Genomic DNA, 19993 nt, shown 5'->3' with positions numbered 1-19993 from the left:
GTAGTCGGCGTGGCCGGGGCAATCAACGTGGGCATAGTGACGGTTAGCCGTCTCGTACTCGACGTGTGCCGTCGAGATGGTGATGCCGCGTGCCTTTTCTTCCGGTGCAGCGTCGATCTGGTCGTACGCCTTGAACTCGCCGAAGTACTTGGTGATCGCTGCCGTCAGAGACGTCTTGCCGTGGTCAACGTGGCCGATCGTGCCGATGTTAACGTGCGGCTTGTTGCGCTCAAACTTACTCTTTGCCATTTGAATGCTTCCTGTGAACGAAATGGATGACCCCGGCGAACCGGTTTAGTGCCGCCGTTTAAGGCTTTCGGCGGAATTGCGCAAGACTTAATTGCGGACGCTATTCCGCACTGCCGCCGCATATGGGAACGAAGCATTCGATCGGCAATATAGAAGTGCGACGAAGCGTGCGCGATTTCACCATAAGCCGCCACAAGCGATTGATGCTGTGATATTACTTGCCTTGTCGGAGCCACGCCGGCGATCGCTTGGGGAGAGCATGGCATGGAACCGAAGGACATCGCGAAACGATCGGCCGGCAATTTTCTGATCTTTGCCGGCTGCGCATTCATATTGTGGATATTGGCGGCCGCGATCGACTGGATCGCGCAGGTCGTGCGGCTCTCGACGCCCGAGCGGCTACCGGCGCTGGCCGCCTCCATAGTCAGCTCGTCGACGCTGCAGGCGATCGTCGCCATATGGCTGCTGACGGCCGCCGTCGCCATCGCGTTTCCACGTGTTCTCAGGCCGCTATCGACCACGACGACGATGATGTTCGATGTCGGCTACGGCATCCTCGGTGCACTCACAGGATTCGGCATCGCGATCGGGCTCTTCGGTGGCGGCTGGTCGATCCTGTTAAGGGCGCTCATCTATAGCGCCGTCATCGCCGTCGGTTATGTCGCCGTGCGCAAATGGCCGTCGCGGGACGAATTCACGATGGATGGGCGCACGCGCTGGATGGCGGCCGGCATCATCGCGCTCGCCTCCCCCTTCGTTTTGCTCTGGGGCTGAGATCGGGCACAGTGCGTCAGTGCGATACGGTAACGCAAACAAGCGCTTGCGCGCTGTGGGTAACGTTTGATTTCGACTTGAAATGGAGCGGGTAGCGGGAATCGAACCCGCGTATTCAGCTTGGAAGGCTGCTGCTCTACCATTGAGCTATACCCGCGGGGTTTGGTCCGATCCGAGGACGAATGGTGGAGAGAGTTGGATTTGAACCAACGTAGGCTGAGCCAACGGATTTACAGTCCGTCCCCTTTAACCACTCGGGCATCTCTCCAGTTTTTCGTCCGGATCGTTAGACCAAGTCTGCTAGACTTTCGAAGCGTTGCCGCCCCTCGGTCTGCGCCGCGTATATGACGGGCCCGATTGCCTATGTCAACATGATGACGATGGAAAATATGCGAAAAATGTCATCGGCGATGGAAAGCCCCTGTGGACAAAGAAATCCTATGCGGAAAGAAATGCCACCGCTATAAAGCGGCATGAGCAAAGACAACAAAACCGGGGGCCCGCCCTCCGACGAAAAATCCGCCAAGGATACGCACTACGCGAATTTGCGTCGTGCGCATCGCGACAACAAGCGCGAACGCGGCGAAATTCCAACTCCCGGCTTCCAGAAGCGCAAGCGTGGCGGCGATGACTGGAAGCCGCCGGCACTCGCTCCTGATCAGGTCCATCTCTATGGCCTGCATACGGTGCGCGCCGCTCTCGAGAATAAAGAGCGCAAGAAGATAAAGCTGTCGGTGACGCCGAACGCGCTGGCCCGCCTTGAGATCGATGTCGAGAAACTCGGCATACCGTACGAGATGGTTTCGCCGCAGGATCTCGACAAGGTGCTTGGCCCCGACGCCATTCACCAGGGCGTGATGCTGGAAACGCGTCCCCTGCCCGTGCGCCGTCTGGAAGCGCTGAAGGACAGCCCGCTGATCCTGGTGCTCGACCAGGTGACCGATCCGCACAATGTCGGCGCCATCATGCGCTCTGCCGTCGCCTTCAATGCCGGCGCGCTGATCACGACGCAGCGCCACAGCCCGACCGAATCGGGCGTGCTTGCCAAATCCGCCTCCGGCGCGCTGGAACTCATCCCTTATATCCAGATCACCAATCTCGCCGATGCGCTTGGCGAACTGCACAAGCTCGGCTTCGTCACCATTGGCCTTGATTCGGAAGGCCCGGCTCCTCTCGAGGGCACCTTCTCCGGCGACAAGGTCGCGCTGGTGCTTGGCGCCGAGGGCAAGGGATTGCGCCAGAAGACGCGCGAGACAGTGAATGCGCTGGCGCGGCTCGATATGCCCGGCGAAATCAAGTCGCTCAACGTGTCCAACGCTGCGGCGATCGCGCTCTACGCGGCGCGCATTCATCTGAAGGGCTGACAGGCTCACGAACGGGCCACCATGCCGAAAGATGCCGCTGCTGATCCTCGACCGCCTCGGTTTTGACGTCAGCAGCGGTTATCATCCAGCAATGCTCCGACCAACAAGGAGAAGCATCCGACATGGCAGTTCGTCCCCTCATCATCGGCATTCTCTTCATCGGCATCCTCGTCGCCATCATTCTCAGCATCGGCTGGATCGACAAGACCCAACCCGTGCACCAGCCCGATCCACTCGCCCCGGCAGCCTCAGGCGCCAATCCCACCACGACAGCACCGCCGCCAGCGCAATAACCACCAAGCCCGCTCCGGAACTCAATTGCCTTATTTGCGTTTCTTCCTCGTTCAAAAGGAGAAATCGCGTGCGAATAATGATCGCTGTCATCGCTCTCATGGTTGTTTCGGTTCTCAGCATCGCTGCCATGCCGTCTTCCGGCGATGGCATGGGCGAGAATGGCGGCCACCTGCAATCGACCGTTCGGCAGACCACTCCAAACTAGCCTACGTACGGCCTGTTGAAATCACTGAGCGAAATCAGATCGTGGCCGATTTTCCTTTACAGAGCAGCAAAATCTGCTAATTGGCGGGCGTTGCCCTTGTAGCTCAGTTGGTAGAGCACCTGATTTGTAATCAGGGGGTCGCGGGTTCGAACCCTGCCGGGGGCACCACAATTCTTCGAAGGAATCGATTGTTGCCACACCGACGGGCCTCGGTAAACGAGATGCTCGCGTTGCAACATTTGGTTCCTATTGCCCTTGGTTTCCCAGGGTTCCCCTGCATTCACGGCTGATCCGTGCAACATGCCAAGAGGTTATTGAAATGGCTGAACTCACCCCGGCGCAGATCGCGGGACTTAAACTCGCCCGTGATGGCGATCTCCATCCGCAGGCGGCCGGCAAGTGGACGCATGAGAACGCAACCGTGACCTACGCGAAAACGGACCGCTGGAAAGAGCGCCCGCAGAAGATCAAGACGGTCACCGCGAAGACGCTTGTGGACCTTTGCGAGCACGGCTTCCTGGAGCGCCGCAATCTCACCGACGATGGCACCACCGATACCTATGGCATCACCATGGGCGGAAAGATCTGGCTGCTTCAGAACAAGTAAGGCGCTGTCGCCAAGCCGACGAGCCACGGGCGCGAGTCAACCAAGACCCGCTCGAAGCCGATCACAAACAGGGGGCGCCATGAAATTGGCACCCTTCTGCCCTCTCCTCACCTATGCAGAGAGTAGTCCCGGCGAACAGCTGCGACCTTAAAATGCCTTGTCGCGCCAGCCCATTATCATTTAGCTAGGCGGACTTTATCAAAGGGCATTGCATGAGCGTATCCTTTCAGACCCTCTGTTTTCTGGCTTCCCCTACCGCTGAGGCGCTGGCGGCGCGCGACGAACTGATTCGTGTTTACGGGGATGTGCCCGCAAAGGATGCCGATGTGATCGTGGCACTCGGCGGCGACGGCTTCATGCTGCAGACGCTGCACAGCACGATGAACTCCGGCAGGCTCGTCTATGGGATGAACCGGGGCTCCGTCGGCTTTCTGATGAACGAGTACCGCACCGATGCCTTGCGCGAGCGGATCAATGCCGCCGTTGAGAACACATTCCGGCCGCTGAGGATGACAACCACGAATGCCGATGGGACGAGCGATACCGCGCTTGCGATCAACGAGGTCTCGCTGTTTCGCCAGTCCTACCAGGCCGCCAAGCTCAGGGTCGAAGTGGATGGAGTCGTTCGGCTTGAGGAACTGATCTGCGACGGGCTGATGGTGGCGACGCCGGCCGGTTCGACGGCTTATAATCTCTCGGCGCATGGGCCGATCCTGCCTCTGGACGCGCCGCTTTTGGCCATGACGCCGGTGAGCGCGTTTCGTCCCCGCCGCTGGCGGGGTGCGTTGTTGCCGAACAAGGTGACCGTGGACATTCATATTCTCGAATCGGAAAAGCGGCCGGTGAACGCGGTTGCCGATAATTCCGAGGTCAAATCGGTGCTGCATGTGCGCATTGCTCAATCCGAGCACATGACGGCTCGCATTCTCTCCGACCCCGACCGCTCTTGGTCCGACCGTATTCTATCCGAGCAATTCGAGGATTGAGGCGATGAAGCGTTTCGGACTGACAGCCTGCGCGCTGCTGATCGCCGCAGTTCCGCTTGCCGCGCATGCGGCGGAGACCACGGATCCCATATTGCCCGCGAGCATCACATTTGCCACGAGCACGGGTTACTGGGCGGACGACGGCAATGCGCCGGCGGTGACGCGCCCGCCGGTTGCCGCCACCCCGAACGCGCCAGCGACGGCGACGCCCGCCGCGCCAAGCCAACCCCGCCACGGCTATTACAAGCTGTTTGCGGTTCGCCAGGCCGATCGCACCGCCAAGGTCTATCTACAGCAGATCGCGCAGACCGAGACGGGGCCCGAAATCGTCTCAACGGTCGAGGTTCAGGAACTGAACGACCTCAATCCCTATGTGACGGATATTCGCCCTGAAAATTCGACCGGCCGGCTGAACGAGCCGGGGCTTTTCGCGATGGTTTATCTGAAGACCGATCCGGATAGCGACGCGAATAGCTGGACCGTCATTATCGACGAATTCGGCGATATCAGCGTCGAAAAGTCGGGGCATTAAAGTCCGTCGCGCTTCGAAAGACCCACAGCCAGAATCAGAAAAGGCCCCGGATGGGGCCTTTTCGATATCATATCGATTAGGATTGATCAGTCGACGTCGTCGACCACGGCATCCGCCTTGCCGCTGATGCGGTGGGCGAGCGCTGCTTCCATGAACTCGTCGAGTTCTCCATCCAGCACGTCGTCGGGCGCTGTGCTGGTAACGCCGGTGCGCAGGTCCTTGACCATCTGGTAGGGCTGCAGGACGTAGGAGCGGATCTGGTGGCCCCAGCCGATATCGGACTTGGAGGCCGCTTCGGCGTTGGCCGCGTCTTCGCGCTTCTTCAGTTCCGCTTCGTAGAGACGTGCACGCAGCATGTCCCAGGCCTTGGCGCGGTTCTTGTGCTGCGAGCGTTCCTGCTGGCACTGCACCACGATGCCCGAGGGCATGTGGGTGATGCGGACGGCGGAGTCGGTCGTGTTGACGTGCTGACCACCGGCACCGGACGAGCGGTAGGTGTCGATGCGGCAGTCGCTTTCGTTGATGTCGATCTGGATCGAGTCGTCGACGACCGGGTACACCCAGATGGACGAGAACGAGGTGTGGCGGCGCGCGTTGCTGTCATAGGGCGAAATGCGGACCAGGCGATGAACACCCGATTCGGTCTTCAGCCAGCCATAGGCATTGTGGCCCTTGACGAGCAGCGTCGCAGACTTGATGCCGGCTTCTTCGCCATCGTGCACTTCGAGCAGTTCAACCTTGAACTTCGAGCGTTCGGCCCAGCGGGTATACATGCGCAAAAGCATGTTCGCCCAGTCCTGGCTTTCCGTGCCGCCGGCGCCGGAGTGAACTTCGAGATAGGTGTCGTTGCTGTCGGCTTCGCCAGACAACATCGCTTCGACCTGCTGGCGCGCGGCTTCGGCTTTGAGTGCCTTCAGCGCGTCTTCGGCTTCCTTGACGATGGCTTCGTCGCCCTCGTCCTCGCCCATCTCGATGAGCTCGATGTTGTCTTTGATCTGCTGTTCGAAGCGGCGTACGCCGCTGATGCCGTCATCGAGTTGCTGGCGCTCGCGCATCAGCTTCTGTGCTTCGGTGGCATCGTTCCAGAGGTTCGGGTCCTCTGCCTTGTTGTTCAACCAGTCCAGTCGTCTTATCGCCTGGTCCCAGTCAAAGATGCCTCCTCAGCAGGGTGATAGCCTGCTTGGTTTCATCGACTACGTTCTGGATTTCCGCTCGCATTGTCCCGCTTCTTTTGCGTTGTATTCAAAAGTCGTCCGTCAAATAGTTGTGGCGGCCGCGGATGTAAAGAGCCGCGACCGCCACGCTATCAGTCGAAAATGTCAGTAGAGACCGCCGGCGCCGGATTGAACCGCCTGGTTTGCCTGCGGCGAGGTCTTCAGGATTTCCTCCGGCGCCATGGTGTTGTCCATGCCGATAACGGAGTAGCTGTCGGCCGGGCCGGTGCCGGGCTTGAAGGCTTCGATGATGGTGTTCGGATCGCCCTGCGTCGCGGCCATGCCGGTCTTGCGGTCGATCGGGATCAGGTTCATGCCGGCAGGGATCACGAACTTCGATACCGGCGTGTCCTTGACGGCCGCCTGCATGAACTCGTTGAAGACGGGCGCGGACAGCGAGCTGCCGGTGCCGCCGCGGCCGAGCGTCGATGGCGAATCGAAACCGATATAAAGACCGGCGACCAGATCAGGCGTGAAGCCGACGAACCAGGCGTCCTTTTCATCGTTGGTCGTGCCGGTCTTGCCGGCGACGTCGCGTTCGCCGAGCTGAACCTTGCCGGCGGCGGTACCGCGCTGGATAACGCCCTGCATCATCGAGGTGATCTGGTAGGAGGTCATCGGGTCGAGAACGGTTTCGCGGTTATCCACCACGTTCGGCTCTTCCTGGTTCTGCCAGTCGCTGGCGTTGCAGGCCTCGCAGACGCGCTCCTCATGCTTGAAGATGGTCTTGCCGTAGCGGTCCTGGATACGGTCGATGAGCGTCGGCTTGATCTGCTTGCCGCCGTTGGCGATGACCGAATAGGCCGAAACCATGCGCAGCACGGTCGTTTCGCCGGAGCCGAGCGACATGGCCAATACCGGCATCATCTTGTCGTAGATGCCGAAGCGGTTAGCATATTCGGCAACGACGTTCATGCCGAGGTCGTTGGCGAGCCGCACCGTCATGCGGTTGCGCGAGTGCTCGATCGCGAAGCGCAGCGTGTTGGCGCCACCGCCCTCGCCTTCGTAGTTATCAGGCGCCCAGACCTGGCCGTTGCCGACCTGAATCTCAAGCGGATCATCGCTGACGACCGAGGCCGGCGTGTAGCCGTTGTCCATCGCGGCTGCGTAGACGAAGGGCTTGAAGGACGAACCGGGCTGGCGCATCGCCTGCGTCGCGCGGTTGAACTCCGACTGCGCATAGGAGAAGCCGCCGACCATGGCCAGCACGCGGCCGGTCTTGGGGTCCATGGCGACGAAACCACCGCCGACCTTAGGCGGCTGGCGCAGACGGTAGGACGTGGAGCTGTCGCCGCCAAGGCGCTCGACGAAGACGACGTCGCCCGGCTGCAGCACGCCCTGCGGCGACTTGGAGGTCTTGCCGCCGGTGGCCGAACGGAAGGCCCACTGCATGTTCTTGGCTTCAATGGTGCCGCGCTGGCGGTCGGCGCCGATCTTGCCCGCGCCATCCTTTTGCGGCTGCAGGCCGATGTCGACACTGTCGCTGGCAACAGCAAGCACGACGGCGAGGTCCCATTCCGGAACGTCGGAGAGAGCCGGGATATCGGCGAGCGCCTTGCCCCAGTCCGACGTCGTGTCGATCTGCTTGATCGGGCCATGGAAACCACGACGTTCGTCATAGTTGATCAGGCCATCCTGCAGCGCCTTGCGCGCGAAGACCTGCAATTGCGGATCGAACGATGTGCGAACCGAGAGGCCACCCTCGTAGAGCATCTTCTCGCCGTACTGGTCGATCAGCTGACGGCGGACGGCTTCGGCGAAGTATCCCGATGCGAAGAGCGACGGACCGCTGGTGCGGCCAGTAACGCCGAGCGGCTGCTTCTTGGCTTCAGCGCCATCCGACTGGCTGACATAGCCATTCTCGACCATGCGGTCGATGACCCAGTTGCGGCGGGTGACCGCGGCTTCCGGATGACGGAACGGGTGGTAGTTCGCCGGGCCCTTCGGCAGCGAGGCCAGATAGGCGGCATCGGCGATGGTCAGTTCGTTGACCGACTTGTTGAAATAGGTGAGTGCTGCACTGGCGATACCGTAGGAGTTCAGGCCGAAGAAGATCTCGTTGAGATATAGCTCGAGAATCTTGTCCTTGCTGTAGGCCTGCTCGATGCGGAAGGAGAGAATGGCTTCCTTGGCCTTACGCTCCATGGTCTGTTCGCTCGACAGCAGGAAGTTCTTGGCGACCTGCTGCGTGATCGTGGAGCCACCCTGCGTCGGGCCGCCGGTCAGATAAGCGACCACGGCGCGGCCGAAGCCGGTGACGTCGATGCCAGGGTGCTGGTAGAAATTCTTGTCTTCGGCGGAGAGAAACGCGGCCTTGACGCGATCGGGCACGGCCTGGATCGGCAGGAACAGGCGACGCTCCTTGGCGTACTCGGCCATCAGCGCGCCGTTGCCGGCATGAACCCGCGTCGTCACCGGCGGCTCGTAGCTGCTCAGCACCGCGTAATCAGGAAGGTCCTTCGTCACCGTTGCCAAATAAACGGCAACGGCCGCCGCTACGCCCAGGAACAGGACGCAAGCCGCTCCGAAGAAATATCCAAGAAGTCTGATCATATCTAAGCTACCGGTATCTCAATTGTCGATCGGCGCGCGCATAACAATCGCATGAACCGCGGCACTTTGCACGCTGCGCGAATTACTCCATGCCGGATGCGGCCACAAGCCAATTCCGTTTTGCACACGGAAACATAGCCGTGAGTAATGGCCTGAATGTGAGGAAAGTAGGGCTTTTGCCTGCAATTCCACACGCATACATGTTTACCCACGCAAGTGTCACATCTGAGCAACGGCCGCCCGTCAGCCGCCATTGGCGACCATGGATGCGTGATAATGCTTCACCGCCTCAGTCAACAGGTCGCCCATCTTGGCGCGCCAGGTGTCGTCGAGCAGCAGTTTCTCGTCTTCCTTGTTCGAGAGGAAGCCGAGTTCTAGCAGGATGGAGGGAACATCGGGCGCCTGCAGAACGCGGAAGCCGGCGTGGCGGTGCGGGTTGTTGATCGTCCCGACCTGATCCTTGAAGGAGGCCAGCACGCTTTCGGCCATCGAGATCGAAAACGCCTGCGTCTCGCGGCGCGTCAGGTCGAGCAGGATGTCGGCCACTTCTGGCGGCTCGGTCGCGGCCGCCTTGCCTGCGATCTGGTCGGACAGGTTTTCACGGTCGGCGAGATCGGCGGCGAGCTTGTCGGACGCCTTGTCGGAGATTGTGTAGACGGTGGCGCCGCGAATATCCTTCTGGCGCAATGTGTCGGCATGCATCGAGACGAAGAGTGCGGCGTGGTTCTGCCGCGCGATCTGTACGCGCTCGGACAGCGACAGGAACGAATCATCCTTGCGGGTCAGGAAGGCCTTGATGCCGGGCTCGCGGTTCAGCCGGTCCGCGAGCGTCTTGGCGAATGCCAGCGTGACATCCTTTTCTTGGGTCTTCGTGTCGACACCGATCGCGCCGGTATCGATACCGCCATGGCCGGCGTCGACGGCGACGATGAAGTCGCCGGGCTCGGCCTTTTCGGGCGCTGGTATGGCGCTGGTTGTCTGCGCGGCCTCGGGCTCGTTCCAGGATTGGGCTTTCACCAGTTCGGCGAAGGTCGCCTTGTCGGTCATCTCGGCTTCGAGAACGAGGCGTTGTCCCTTGCCGTTTTCATCGGCCTGAACCTTCGCCATGCCGATGCGAACGGGCTTTGTCGCTGTCAACACGATACGGGCGCTGTCGCCATCCATGGTGCCGTAGCGGATATCCTTGAAAAGGCCCCTCGCCTCCAGATCCTTGGCTGGGAAACCGAAAGCGGTCGCCGGAAGATCGACGACGACGCGTTCCGGATTGGCGATGTAGTGAATGGACAAGCTCGGGGGGCGATCGAAATCGATGACGATGCGGGTCCTTGCGTCGTCGCCGACGATACGCGCGCCATAGGCCAGCAAGCGATCTTCACCGGCCGCGGTCGCCACCGAATGACCAACCAACGGAACAGCCACGGCCATTACCGCGGCAACCAGCCAAGCCCTGAAGTTTTTCGTCCGCAAGCTGGATTTCACCGTTGCGCGCCGCGTCTCGCTATACAACCGACTGTCATGCCCCAATTGTCATCAATGCCGGATCCCGCGATACACGCGATTGCGACCGAGAACAATTGCCATGGTCGCCGCGCCGGAATCACCTCGTCCACCGCTATTTTTTATGATGCTGCAAATCCATCAATATTATGGCACATTTGGCTTTTCCCTTGCTATTGTGACGGAGAAAACATACAAGCAATTTTAGGGTAGAAGCACTGACGGGATAGAGTCGCCGACAAGGCAGCCAACCGCAAAGGACCTGGCGCCACAACCGGCAATCGTCCGCCGTCTTACATGCTTCCACTCGACAATGGATCCTGATTTTTCCGGAGTATGCGGAAACTTCATCGGTGGATTGCCACCAACCGCTCTTTAAAGAGAGAGCAAACTCATCGGGCCTGAATAAGGTCTTTGTTTTGTCGATCTCGCTTGGTCTTTTATGGTGTCGCAGCAGGTTTTATCTAAAGTCTACAGACCCCGGGAAAAGAGTTTCCCCGCTGCTGTCTGGCTGCTGCCTTCCACACCGAACCAATCGCGACTTTCACTATCCGGCGCTGCTATGACGGTCCGCACTCCCCTTGTCTTATCGACTGCGGAGACTGCCGACGATCGACCGCGCCGAGGAGCTCAGCTTACATGGCAGACAAAATGCTTATCGACGCGTCTCACGAGGAAGAGACGCGCGTCGTTGTCGTTCGCGGAAACCGCATAGAAGAATTTGACTTCGAGTCGGAACACAAGAAGCAAATTCGCGGCAACATCTACCTCGCAAAGGTAACGAGGGTCGAGCCTTCGCTGCAGGCTGCTTTCGTCGATTACGGCGGCAACCGGCACGGCTTCCTGGCCTTTGCCGAAATCCATCCCGATTATTACCAGATCCCGCTTGCCGACCGTCAGGCCCTGTTGCGCGCCGAAGCCGAAGAGCATCGCCGCGACGACGATGTCGAGCATGTTGATACGGCACGGATCGACCCCGCGACCCAGGACCAACCCGATGTCGGCATCGTTGCCAAGGACGAGCCTGATGCGCCTGTCGAAGCCGCTGTAGAGGTCGTAGAGACCCTCGAAGCTGCAGAGGTTGTCGAAGCCGTCGAGGAGGCGCCTGTAAAGAAGGCAGCCAAGCCCCGCCGGAGCCGTAAGAAGGTCGTTCCCGCCGCTGACGAAGCGACGGTTGAAGTTGACGCCGCGGCATCGTCCGACGACGAAGGTTCCACCGGCGGCGAGATGGCCGCCATGGTCGAGACCGACACGATTTCCGAAGACGTCGATGCGCGCCGCCGCGGTGACGACGAGGACGACGACGATCATGATCACGAAGAAGAAGTGATCGAGAACGTCGGCGCCGAAGACGCCATGGAAGAGGTTCCCGATCGGGTGCAGCGCAAGCCGCGCAAGCAGTACCGCATCCAGGAAGTCATCAAGCGTCGCCAGATCCTGCTCGTTCAGGTCGCCAAGGAAGAACGTGGCAACAAGGGCGCCGCCCTGACCACCTACCTATCGCTTGCCGGCCGGTATTCGGTTCTGATGCCGAACACCGCACGTGGCGGTGGCATCTCCCGCAAGATCACCAGCCCTCAGGACCGCAAGCGCCTGAAGGAAATTGCCAAGATGCTCGAAGTGCCGCAGGGCATGGGCGTCATCCTGCGCACCGCCGGCGCCAACCGCACCAAGGTCGAGGTCAAGCGCGACTTCGAATATCTGATGCGCCTGTGGGAAAACGTCCGTACGCTGACGCTCGCATCGACCGCGCCTTGCCTCGTCTACGAGGAAGGCTCGCTGATCAAACGTTCGATCCGTGACCTCTACAACAAGGATATCGGCGAGATCATCGTCTCCGGCGAAGAAGGCTATCGTGAAGCGAAAGACTTCATGAAGATGCTGATGCCGAGCCACGCCAAGGTGGTCCAGCCTTACCGCGACATTCACCCGATCTACTCGCGCTCCGGCATCGAAGCCCAGCTCGACCGTATGCTGCAGCCGCAGGTGACGCTGAAGTCGGGTGGCTACCTGATCATCAACCAAACGGAAGCGCTGGTTTCGATCGACGTCAACTCCGGTCGTTCGACCCGCGAGCACTCGATCGAAGACACGGCACTGCAGACCAACCTCGAGGCCGCCGACGAAGTCGCTCGCCAGCTGCGCCTGCGCGACTTGGCCGGCCTTGTCGTCATCGACTTCATCGACATGGAAGAAAAGCGCAACAACCGCGCTGTCGAGAAGAAGCTGAAGGATTGCCTGAAGAACGATCGCGCCCGCATCCAGGTCGGCCGCATCTCGCACTTCGGCCTGCTCGAAATGTCGCGTCAGCGTATTCGCGCATCGGTTCTCGAATCGACGACGCAGGTCTGCTCGCATTGCGGCGGCACCGGTCACGTTCGCTCACAGTCTTCCGTTGCCCTGCACGTGCTGCGCGGTATCGAAGAATATCTGCTCAAGAACACGACCCACGACATCACGGTTCGCACGACGCCGGAGATCGCCCTTTATATCCTCAACCACAAGCGTCAGACGATCGTTGACTATGAAGCCCGCTTCGGCGTCGCCATCATCATCGATGCCGATGGCGCCGTTGGCGCGCAGCACTTCGCGATCGATCGCGGCGAAGCCGTCGAGAACCCGGTCAAGATCGAAACGCTCTTCAACTTCGCGGCCATCCCCGAAGATGACGACGATGACGTCGTTATCGAGATCGACGAGGAAGAAGACGAAGAACTGGAAGAAAAGCAGGCGTCGGAACGTCCGGCTGCTGCTGCCCGTGCAGAGGGCGAAGGTGACGGACGCAAGCGCAAGCGTCGCCGTCGTCGTCGTGGCCGTAACGGCAATGGCGAGCAGCAGGCATCTGACGAGAACGGTGCCGAACAGGCTGGCGACGAGGATGGTGGTGACGAGGACGGCGACGACGCCGAAACCACGTCCGCTGCCGGCTCCGAAGAACGCGCCGAAGGCGATGACGCACAGCGCCGCAAGCGCCGCCGTCGCGGCAAGCGCGGCGGTCGCCGCAACCGCGAGGAAGGTGCCGAAGGCGCAGAAGGCGACGATGTCGCCGAAGCTGATGGCGATGTTGCCGCAAGCGGGGAAGCAGTTGAGACCACGGACGAAGCCGCAGCATCAACCGAAGACAGCGCGCCGGTCGATGTTGTCGTCGAAGCTGCCGCAGCGGAAGCTGTCGAAGCCTCTTCGGCCATGGCCGCCGTCGAAGCCGGCGCCACGGTGACCGAAGACGTAAAGCCGAAGCGCGCTCGCCGCAGCCGCAAGGCCTCGCCGGTCGAAGAGCCTGTCGTCGAAGCAGAAGTGGCGCCTGCCGTGGAAGCCGCACCGGTTGCCGAAGCAACTCCTGCCGCCGAGCCGGAAGTGGCTGAAGCCTCTGCCGATCTGGCAGCGCCCGCTGAAGAAGACGCAAAGCCCGTTCGCGCCAATCGCGGCGCAAACGTTGCCTCCTCCGAACCAACCGTCAAGTCGTCGACCACGGAAGCGGCTGATAGCGATGGCAAGCCGAAGAAGGCCGGCTGGTGGCAGCGCCGCGGTTTTTTCTGAGACTGATTTTCGGACGTGACTGATTGAAATCCGGCTGCGGCGACGCAGCCGGATTTTTTCGTTCACGGGTTATGTGTTGAGAGATCCTGGACGCATCGGTTGCCCGGTGGCGGGGACTGGATGTCAGTCTTGCCGCCACGGCAAACAGGGCGCGCTATATCCGCCCTCCGGATGCCTGAGCGCTTTCCACACGCGGCGGCGTCTCATCCCTACCCTGCCAGCAACCATCGCTCACGCCTAGCTCGGCTATGCACACCGACGCCGCCGGCTGTCATGAGCGGGAAACTGGTTCCAGCCGGAAGCTGCAACGGTTTAGCGATAGGCAGATAAGCAGACAGCGAGATCGGCTTCCGCCAGATCTCGCTGAGGCAAACTTGATGATTGCTGCAAGGCGCGTCAGCCGCGCAAGGCTAGCCGCACCCGCGCATTAGCGCTGCAGGTCGTGGCTCCGAATCAATCGCGTTCGGAAATAACCGTCGCGTGCGGGTATTCGCCGTAGAAGCCGCGCCAGTTGGCAATGGCGAAGCCGAAGACGACGAGTGCGCCGCCCTGGTGCAGCAGACCCCAGTCGAGCGGGACTTCGAGCAGCAGAGTGGCGATGCCGATCGAGGCCTGGATGGTGACGAGGGCGAACATGACGACGGCGCGGCGCGCGTGGGTCGTTGCCGGTGCTGCGCGCAGCAGCATGATCATGTTGATCAGCGTCACGGCAAACAGCGTATAGGCGCCGATGCGGTGGATGAACTGCACCGTCTTCGGGTTTTCGAAGAAGTTGATCCAGGCGGGCTGCTGGATCAGCAGATCGGACGGCACGATGGCGCCGTCCATCAGCGGCCATGTGTTGTAGGTGAAGCCCGCATCGAGACCGGCGACCAGCGCGCCGAGATAGATCTGGAACAAGGTCAGCGCGGCGATCACGCCGGCCCAGACACGCGCGCTTTTGGTCGGTGCCGTGTCTTCGGAATGCGGCGAGAGCGCGCGCATGATCCACATGCAGGATGCGAAAATCAGACAGGCGGTGATGAGGTGCGTCGCCAGGCGGTACTGGCTGACATCGGTGCGCGCGGTCAGTCCCGACGAGACCATCCACCAGCCGATGGCGCCCTGGAAGCCGCCGAGCGCCAGGATGCCGACGAGAGGCCAGCGCAGGCGGCGCTCGATCCTGCCGGTTGCCCAGAAGTAAAGGAGCGGCAGCGCGAAGATCACGCCGATGCCGCGGGCAATCAGGCGGTGGGCCCATTCCCACCAGAAGATACCCTTGAACTCATCGACGGTCATGTCGCTGTTGATCTGCTGGAATTCGGGAATGCGCTGGTAGAGCTTGAATTCCTCTTCCCATTCCGTGGCGTTCAGCGGCGGAATGACCCCATGGATCGGCCTCCATTCGGTGATCGACAGGCCGGAATTGGTCAGGCGCGTCGCGCCGCCAACGATCACCAGACAGAACAGTGCGAGAAGGACGATGCCGAGCCAAATTCGTATGGCTTTGCGATTGCTATCCTGCTTGCGCACCTGGCGCAGAATTTCCTGTTCAGTCGTGAGATCGGCGACGGCCATGGACGGACTCCTTCGTTCCGACAGTTGATTTGCCTTAGCCACTGATGCAAAACAAGTCCGAACATTTGCGGCATGCCGTCGCGGTGGCCTGCCTGCACATCCCATACCGGAATTCACCAGATGCCTGTCCGCCTTCGCAAGTTCATCGGCACCATCCTCATCGTCGTCCTCGTTCTGGTCTATGCGCTGGTTGCGAATACAATCGCGGTTGCGACGCTCGGCAATGCACCTTGGTGGGGGCACCTGCTCTATTTCTCGTTGACGGGACTGCTCTGGGTGTTGCCGGCGATGGTCATCATCAAGTGGATGGCCGGACCGAAGCAGCAATAGGCATTAATCGCGGACTAACCGTGATTGACGGAAAAGCCGTCGGCATCGCGCGTGTAAAGGAAATCGACGCGCTGCCGCGCTATTTTCGCGGGCAGTATCTTTTCCCGGAGAACGCCCGTGCAAACGCAGAAGCTTCCATTGGAATCCGCGCCGCGAGACATCGCCGCAGACGCCGATGCCGGATTGGCGAAGCTCAGGGAGATCAATGCACGGCTGTCCTTCGATGCGATCGAGATCGACATTGTCGATTCCATCGCTGCTATCGAGCCGGAATGGCGGGCGCTCGAGCGTGACAATCTGAATTCCCTGCACCAGGGTTATGACTGGTGCGCATCCTGGATGAAGGCCTACGGCAATCCTGCCGCCATCATCCGTGGCCGGTCCGGAACACGAACCGTCTTCATCCTCCCCGTCGAGATCATCCGCTCGCGCGGCGTGCGTGTCGCGAAGTTCATCGGGGCTGACCACAGCAATATCAATACGGGGCTGTTTGCCGCCGATCTCGCGGATGGCTTCGAGGCACTCGATGCGCATGACCTTGCCGCGCGTATCTCCGGCGCGCTCAAGGGCAAAGCCGATCTCCTGCTCTTGCAAAACATTCCCCTGACATGGCGCGGCCGTCGCAATCCGCTGGCGCTGCTGCCGATGGTGCAGAATCAGAACCACGCCTATCAACTGCCGCTTTTCGACATGATGGAAGCAACGCTGAAGCAATTGAACGCCAAGAGCCGACGGAAGAAGTTCCGGGTGCAGTCGAAGCGGCTGGAGGAGCTGGGTGGCTTCGATTATGTCCATGGCACGGATGCCAAGAGCCAGCACGCGCTTCTCGACCAGTTCTTCCGGCTTAAAAGCGAACGCTTCAAGGCGATGGGACTGCCCGATGTCTTCGCCGACGCCGAGACGAAGGCCTTTCTGCACGGCGCGATTGATGTCCGTGATGCCGAGAAGGAACTGTCAGGTCTCGAAATGCATGCGATCCAGCTGAAAGGAGAGCATGCCGGTCACGTGGCGGCCGTCGCCGGCATCTCGCGCAAGGGTGATCACGTCATCTGCCAGTTCAGCGCGATCGACGAGAACATAGGCGCCGAGGCCAGCCCGGGCGAGTTTCTGTTCTGGCAGATGATATCCGGCCTGCACGGCAAGGGCGTCAGCATGTTCGATTTCGGCCTGGGTGACCAGGGCTACAAGCGCTCCTGGGCGCCTGCCGAAACGGATCACTACGATGTGGTGTTGCCCCTCACCGCTCGCGGCATGGTCGCCGGCGCGGTGCATCGGCTCATCACCCGCGCCAAGGCCTACGTCAAATCGCAACAGCGGCTTTATCGCGCCGCCCAGCGCCTGCGCCGGTTCGCCGGCGTCTGATCAGGCCGCCTGCTGAGCGACCGTCGCATTGCCATCCGTATTGCCGCCGGACATCAGCACGACGCGCTCGTAACCCGCCTCCTCGAAGCTGGTCATGGCGGCCACGAACTCTTCCTCGACGATCTCGGGCATGGAGAGGATGATTTCGACGGTCTTGCTCTGCGTGAGCTTGGAGACGCCGGCCACATCGGCAGCGCCGGATTCGACTAGCACCAGATCGTAGGCCGAGGAGAGAGCGTCGAGCAGCAGCGAGAGGCGGTCGGCCCCGCGCATGGCGCGGCGCATGTCGCTGGTGCCCTGCGGGATGAAGTGGGCGTCGGAGAGGTAATCACCATGGATGGTGTCGCCAAAGGCTGCCTCACCGCACAAAAGGTCGGTGACGCCAGGCAGCGAGCGGCCCTGCGCCATCAGTTCCGTTGGGTGACCGGAGCCCGTCATGTCGACGAGCACGACACGAGAGCCAGCGGACGCAAGCGTGCGCGCCAAGGCTACGGTCGCGACCGACCCATTGTCACCGGTCGGTGAAATTGCGATCGCCAGCGGCGCGCGGCTACCGATGAGGTAATGCGCGACAGAAGCGATGGAGAACTCGTTCTCCTCCTCAGGCTGTTCCAAGACGAGCTCTTCGGCGACTTCGTCTTGCTGTTCGTCCTTCTCTTCCTGTTGGACGGCGAGCATGCTCGACGCCGGTGTGTGTGCCGGTGGCGCAGCGACGACAACTTCGACCGTTTCCCGTTCGATGCGTTCCTCGACCTCGGCTCCCGACGTCGGCCGCAGCGCGCGGCCGCTGAAAAGCTCGGCCAGCATGATGGCGATCGAGGTCATGATGAAGGTCGCGAGTGCTGCGACGACAACGATCGGGACGACCTTGGGGAAGTAGGGATCGACCGGCTGAACAGCGGTCGAGACGATGCGGGCGTCAGCCGGGCTGGAATTCTTGTCGGCGCGCGAGGCGGCCTCGCGGAAGCGCGACAGGTAGGTTTCGAGCAATTGACGCTGGGCGGCTGCCTCGCGCTCAAGCGCGTTCAGGCCGACCTCATCCTCACCAGCCTGGGCGCTGTTGGCCTTGACCTTGTTGGACTGCTGCTCAAGCTCCTGTTCGCGAAGCGTCGCGACCTTGGCTTCGTTTTCGATGCTGGCCAGGATCTTCTGCGTTTCCTGACGGATCTGCGTCTTGATATCGACCAGCTGGGCGCGGAGGCTCTTCAAGCGCGGATGGTTGTTGAGCAGTGACGTCTGAAGGTCCGAGATCTGCGACTGCAGGCCGGATTCCGTTCCCTTCAGCCGCTGGATCGACTGAGACGACATGATGTCCTGCAGCGTATCGGACGCTTCGCCCGAGGACAGCGCATTGCGCACGGACTGCGCGCGCGCCTCGGCATTGGCCCTCTCGCCGCGGACACGTGTGAGTTCGGCGGAGATATCGTTCAGCTGCTGTGTCTGGAAATTGCCGCCGCCATTGGTCGGCAGCAGGCCATGGGCGGCGCGGTATTCGGCAACCTTCTGCTCGGCGTCGCTGACCTTGGTGCGGAGGTTCTCGATTTCAGGTTCCAGCCAACGCGTGGCTTCAGAGTTGGAATCGAGCTTGGCGCCGCTCTGCTTGGCGAGATAGGCAGCCGCCATGGCGTTGGGGATCGTTGCCGCAAGCGCCGGATCCTTGGAGGTAAAGGTGATGCCGATGACGCGGGAACCGGGGACCTGATAGACCTGCAGGCGCTCCACGAAGGCGTCGATGACGCGCTCTTCCGGCGGGTTCGCAAGCGGGCTCTTTTTCAAATGCAGCGCGATCAGAATGTCGCCGAGCGCGGAGCTGTTGGCGGCTGCGTCAAACTCCGGAAGATCGTAGAGCTTCTGGCTGCTGATGACCTGCTTGATGAGATCGGCCGACTGCAGGAGCTGCACCTGGCTGGAGATATTCAATTCGTCGAGGAGCTGGCCTGCATTCGCATCCGTCGCCTGCGCGGTGGCAAAGGCCGGCGCGCGTGGCTCGATCAGAATGCGGGTCTCGCTGCGATACTTCGGCGAGATCATCTTGGCGCCGGCAAAGGCCACCCCTGCCCCGAGCAAGGTGATCGCCACGACCTTGAGCCGACGGGCCCAGACGCCGCGAACCAGCTGGGCAAGATCGATATCGACATCCTGATTACCCGTCACGCCGGACATGCTCGTACTCCAAGAACAAAGGTGCCGCGAGGGTAAATGACTATAGTAACTCAAGGGTTAATGCTTGCGGGCGCAGGGCTGACAGCCTTCGCAGCTCAAGAAGGAGCGAATTTGACGGCAGTCTTTACCGGTCATTAACCCTAACGGATCGATAACGGGGCAAGAGTTTCGTTTCCTGTGAGAAGCAGATGCCTGTTGCACAGCCCAAGTTTCTGATGGCTTTGAGCCTCGCCGCCATGACAGCAGTCTTGGGCGGCTGCAACAGCTATCAGCCCGCGCCGCGCGCATTCAACCAGGCAACGATCCAGCCATACTCGCTGGATAGCGGCGACCGGCTTCGTATTACCGTGTTCGACCAGCCGAGCATGACCAACACCTACACGATCGACCAGGCCGGCTACATCGCCTTCCCGCTTGTCGGCCAGGTGCCGGCGCGTGGCCGCACGCTGCAGCAGCTCTCCGGCCAGATCGCGCAGAAGCTGAAGCAGGGCTACCTCCGCGATCCCGACGTCACCATCGATGTCGACCGCTATCGTTCCATCTTCATCATGGGTGAAGTCGGCCAGCCCGGCCAATACGCCTATGTTCCCGGCATGACGGCGCAGAACGCGATTGCCGTTGCCGGCGGCTTTACGCCGCGCGCCAACCAGAGCGCCGTCGACGTGACCAGAAAGATCAACGGCCAGGTGATGACCGGACGCGTCAACATCTCGTCCGCCATCATTGCCGGCGATACGCTCTATGTCCGCGAACGGCTGTTCTGATCATA

The 19993-nt window shown here is 61.0% G+C and carries 17 protein-coding genes and 3 tRNA genes; 12 read left to right on the top strand and 8 right to left on the bottom strand.

What is annotated here, in order from left to right:
• A partial coding sequence (locus QTL96_RS24240; RefSeq protein WP_289727192.1) for a GTP-binding protein occupies positions 1–249 on the bottom strand: 249 nt, incomplete at its 3' end.
• 264 nt (positions 250–513) lie between these two features.
• Between QTL96_RS24240 and QTL96_RS24235 the strand changes: the two genes are divergently transcribed.
• Entirely contained in the window at positions 514–1023 is a 510-nt protein-coding gene (locus QTL96_RS24235; protein WP_289729502.1) for a hypothetical protein, read from the top strand.
• 83 nt (positions 1024–1106) lie between these two features.
• Here QTL96_RS24235 and QTL96_RS24230 read toward each other — a convergent pair.
• Both QTL96_RS24230 and QTL96_RS24225 read right to left on the bottom strand, forming a co-directional pair.
• Positions 1107–1180 (bottom strand) — tRNA-Gly (locus QTL96_RS24230).
• Between the two features lie 26 nt (positions 1181–1206).
• Positions 1207–1291: transfer RNA gene (locus QTL96_RS24225), tRNA-Tyr, on the bottom strand.
• 205 nt (positions 1292–1496) lie between these two features.
• Between QTL96_RS24225 and rlmB the strand changes: the two genes are divergently transcribed.
• From rlmB to QTL96_RS24190, 7 genes are all read left to right on the top strand, one after another.
• Entirely contained in the window at positions 1497–2387 is an 891-nt protein-coding gene (gene rlmB / locus QTL96_RS24220) for a 23S rRNA (guanosine(2251)-2'-O)-methyltransferase RlmB (RefSeq protein WP_289729501.1), read from the top strand.
• Positions 2388–2509: 122 nt separating this feature from the next.
• Positions 2510–2680, top strand: coding sequence for a hypothetical protein (locus QTL96_RS24215; RefSeq protein ID WP_289729500.1), 171 nt, complete (start codon positions 2510–2512; stop codon positions 2678–2680).
• A gap of 68 nt (positions 2681–2748) precedes the next feature.
• Positions 2749–2886, top strand: coding sequence for a hypothetical protein (locus tag QTL96_RS24210; protein WP_181459189.1), 138 nt, complete (start codon positions 2749–2751; stop codon positions 2884–2886).
• Between the two features lie 92 nt (positions 2887–2978).
• A tRNA-Thr gene (locus tag QTL96_RS24205) sits at positions 2979–3054 on the top strand.
• A gap of 151 nt (positions 3055–3205) precedes the next feature.
• On the top strand, positions 3206–3493 hold the full coding sequence (locus tag QTL96_RS24200; RefSeq protein ID WP_289729499.1) for a hypothetical protein: 288 nt from the start codon (positions 3206–3208) through the stop codon (positions 3491–3493).
• A gap of 212 nt (positions 3494–3705) precedes the next feature.
• Complete coding sequence (locus QTL96_RS24195) at positions 3706–4479, top strand: NAD kinase (RefSeq protein WP_018898657.1); 774 nt, start codon at positions 3706–3708, stop codon at positions 4477–4479.
• Between the two features lie 4 nt (positions 4480–4483).
• The gene (locus QTL96_RS24190) at positions 4484–5011 is read left to right on the top strand and encodes a hypothetical protein (protein ID WP_289729498.1); all 528 of its coding nucleotides are present in this window, start codon (positions 4484–4486) and stop codon (positions 5009–5011) included.
• An 86-nt stretch (positions 5012–5097) separates the two neighbouring features.
• On the opposite strand, the gene prfB is transcribed toward QTL96_RS24190, so the two are convergent.
• From prfB to QTL96_RS24175, 3 genes are all read right to left on the bottom strand, one after another.
• A protein-coding gene (gene prfB / locus QTL96_RS24185) for a peptide chain release factor 2 (protein ID WP_111561177.1) occupies positions 5098–6229 on the bottom strand; the annotation gives its coding sequence in 2 pieces (ribosomal slippage) (positions 5098–6159 and positions 6161–6229; 1131 coding nt in all).
• 101 nt (positions 6230–6330) lie between these two features.
• A complete protein-coding gene (locus QTL96_RS24180) occupies positions 6331–8778 on the bottom strand; it encodes a penicillin-binding protein 1A (protein ID WP_289729497.1) in 2448 nt (815 codons plus the stop codon).
• A 243-nt stretch (positions 8779–9021) separates the two neighbouring features.
• Positions 9022–10203 carry an N-acetylmuramoyl-L-alanine amidase gene (locus tag QTL96_RS24175; RefSeq protein WP_289729508.1) on the bottom strand — a complete coding sequence of 394 codons (1182 nt, stop codon included), beginning with the start codon at positions 10201–10203 and terminating at the stop codon, positions 9022–9024.
• Positions 10204–10914: 711 nt separating this feature from the next.
• On the opposite strand from QTL96_RS24175, the gene QTL96_RS24170 reads away from it, so the two are divergent.
• Positions 10915–13812, top strand: coding sequence for a ribonuclease E/G (locus QTL96_RS24170; protein ID WP_289729496.1), 2898 nt, complete (start codon positions 10915–10917; stop codon positions 13810–13812).
• Positions 13813–14265: 453 nt separating this feature from the next.
• Here QTL96_RS24170 and QTL96_RS24165 read toward each other — a convergent pair whose 3' ends face one another.
• The gene (locus tag QTL96_RS24165) at positions 14266–15369 is read right to left on the bottom strand and encodes a COX15/CtaA family protein (protein WP_289729495.1); all 1104 of its coding nucleotides are present in this window, start codon (positions 15367–15369) and stop codon (positions 14266–14268) included.
• Between the two features lie 120 nt (positions 15370–15489).
• Here QTL96_RS24165 and QTL96_RS24160 point away from each other — a divergent pair, with 120 nt between their 5' ends.
• Together QTL96_RS24160 and QTL96_RS24155 are read left to right on the top strand one after the other, a co-directional pair.
• Positions 15490–15699, top strand: a complete 210-nt coding sequence (locus QTL96_RS24160; protein ID WP_018898664.1) for a DUF2842 domain-containing protein — start codon at positions 15490–15492, stop codon at positions 15697–15699.
• 117 nt (positions 15700–15816) lie between these two features.
• A complete protein-coding gene (locus QTL96_RS24155; protein WP_289729494.1) occupies positions 15817–17061 on the top strand; it encodes a GNAT family N-acetyltransferase in 1245 nt (414 codons plus the stop codon).
• On the opposite strand, the gene QTL96_RS24150 is transcribed toward QTL96_RS24155, so the two are convergent.
• Entirely contained in the window at positions 17062–19224 is a 2163-nt protein-coding gene (locus tag QTL96_RS24150; RefSeq protein ID WP_289729493.1) for a Wzz/FepE/Etk N-terminal domain-containing protein, read from the bottom strand.
• Positions 19225–19412: 188 nt separating this feature from the next.
• Between QTL96_RS24150 and QTL96_RS24145 the strand changes: the two genes are divergently transcribed.
• Positions 19413–19988, top strand: coding sequence for a polysaccharide biosynthesis/export family protein (locus QTL96_RS24145; RefSeq protein WP_018898667.1), 576 nt, complete (start codon positions 19413–19415; stop codon positions 19986–19988).
• Positions 19989–19993: the final 5 nt, after the last annotated feature.

It is taken from the genome of Rhizobium sp. S163, from assembly GCF_030380805.1.
Lineage (GTDB): Bacteria > Pseudomonadota > Alphaproteobacteria > Rhizobiales > Rhizobiaceae > Rhizobium.
This window is presented reverse-complemented; position numbering and strand designations above follow the sequence as displayed.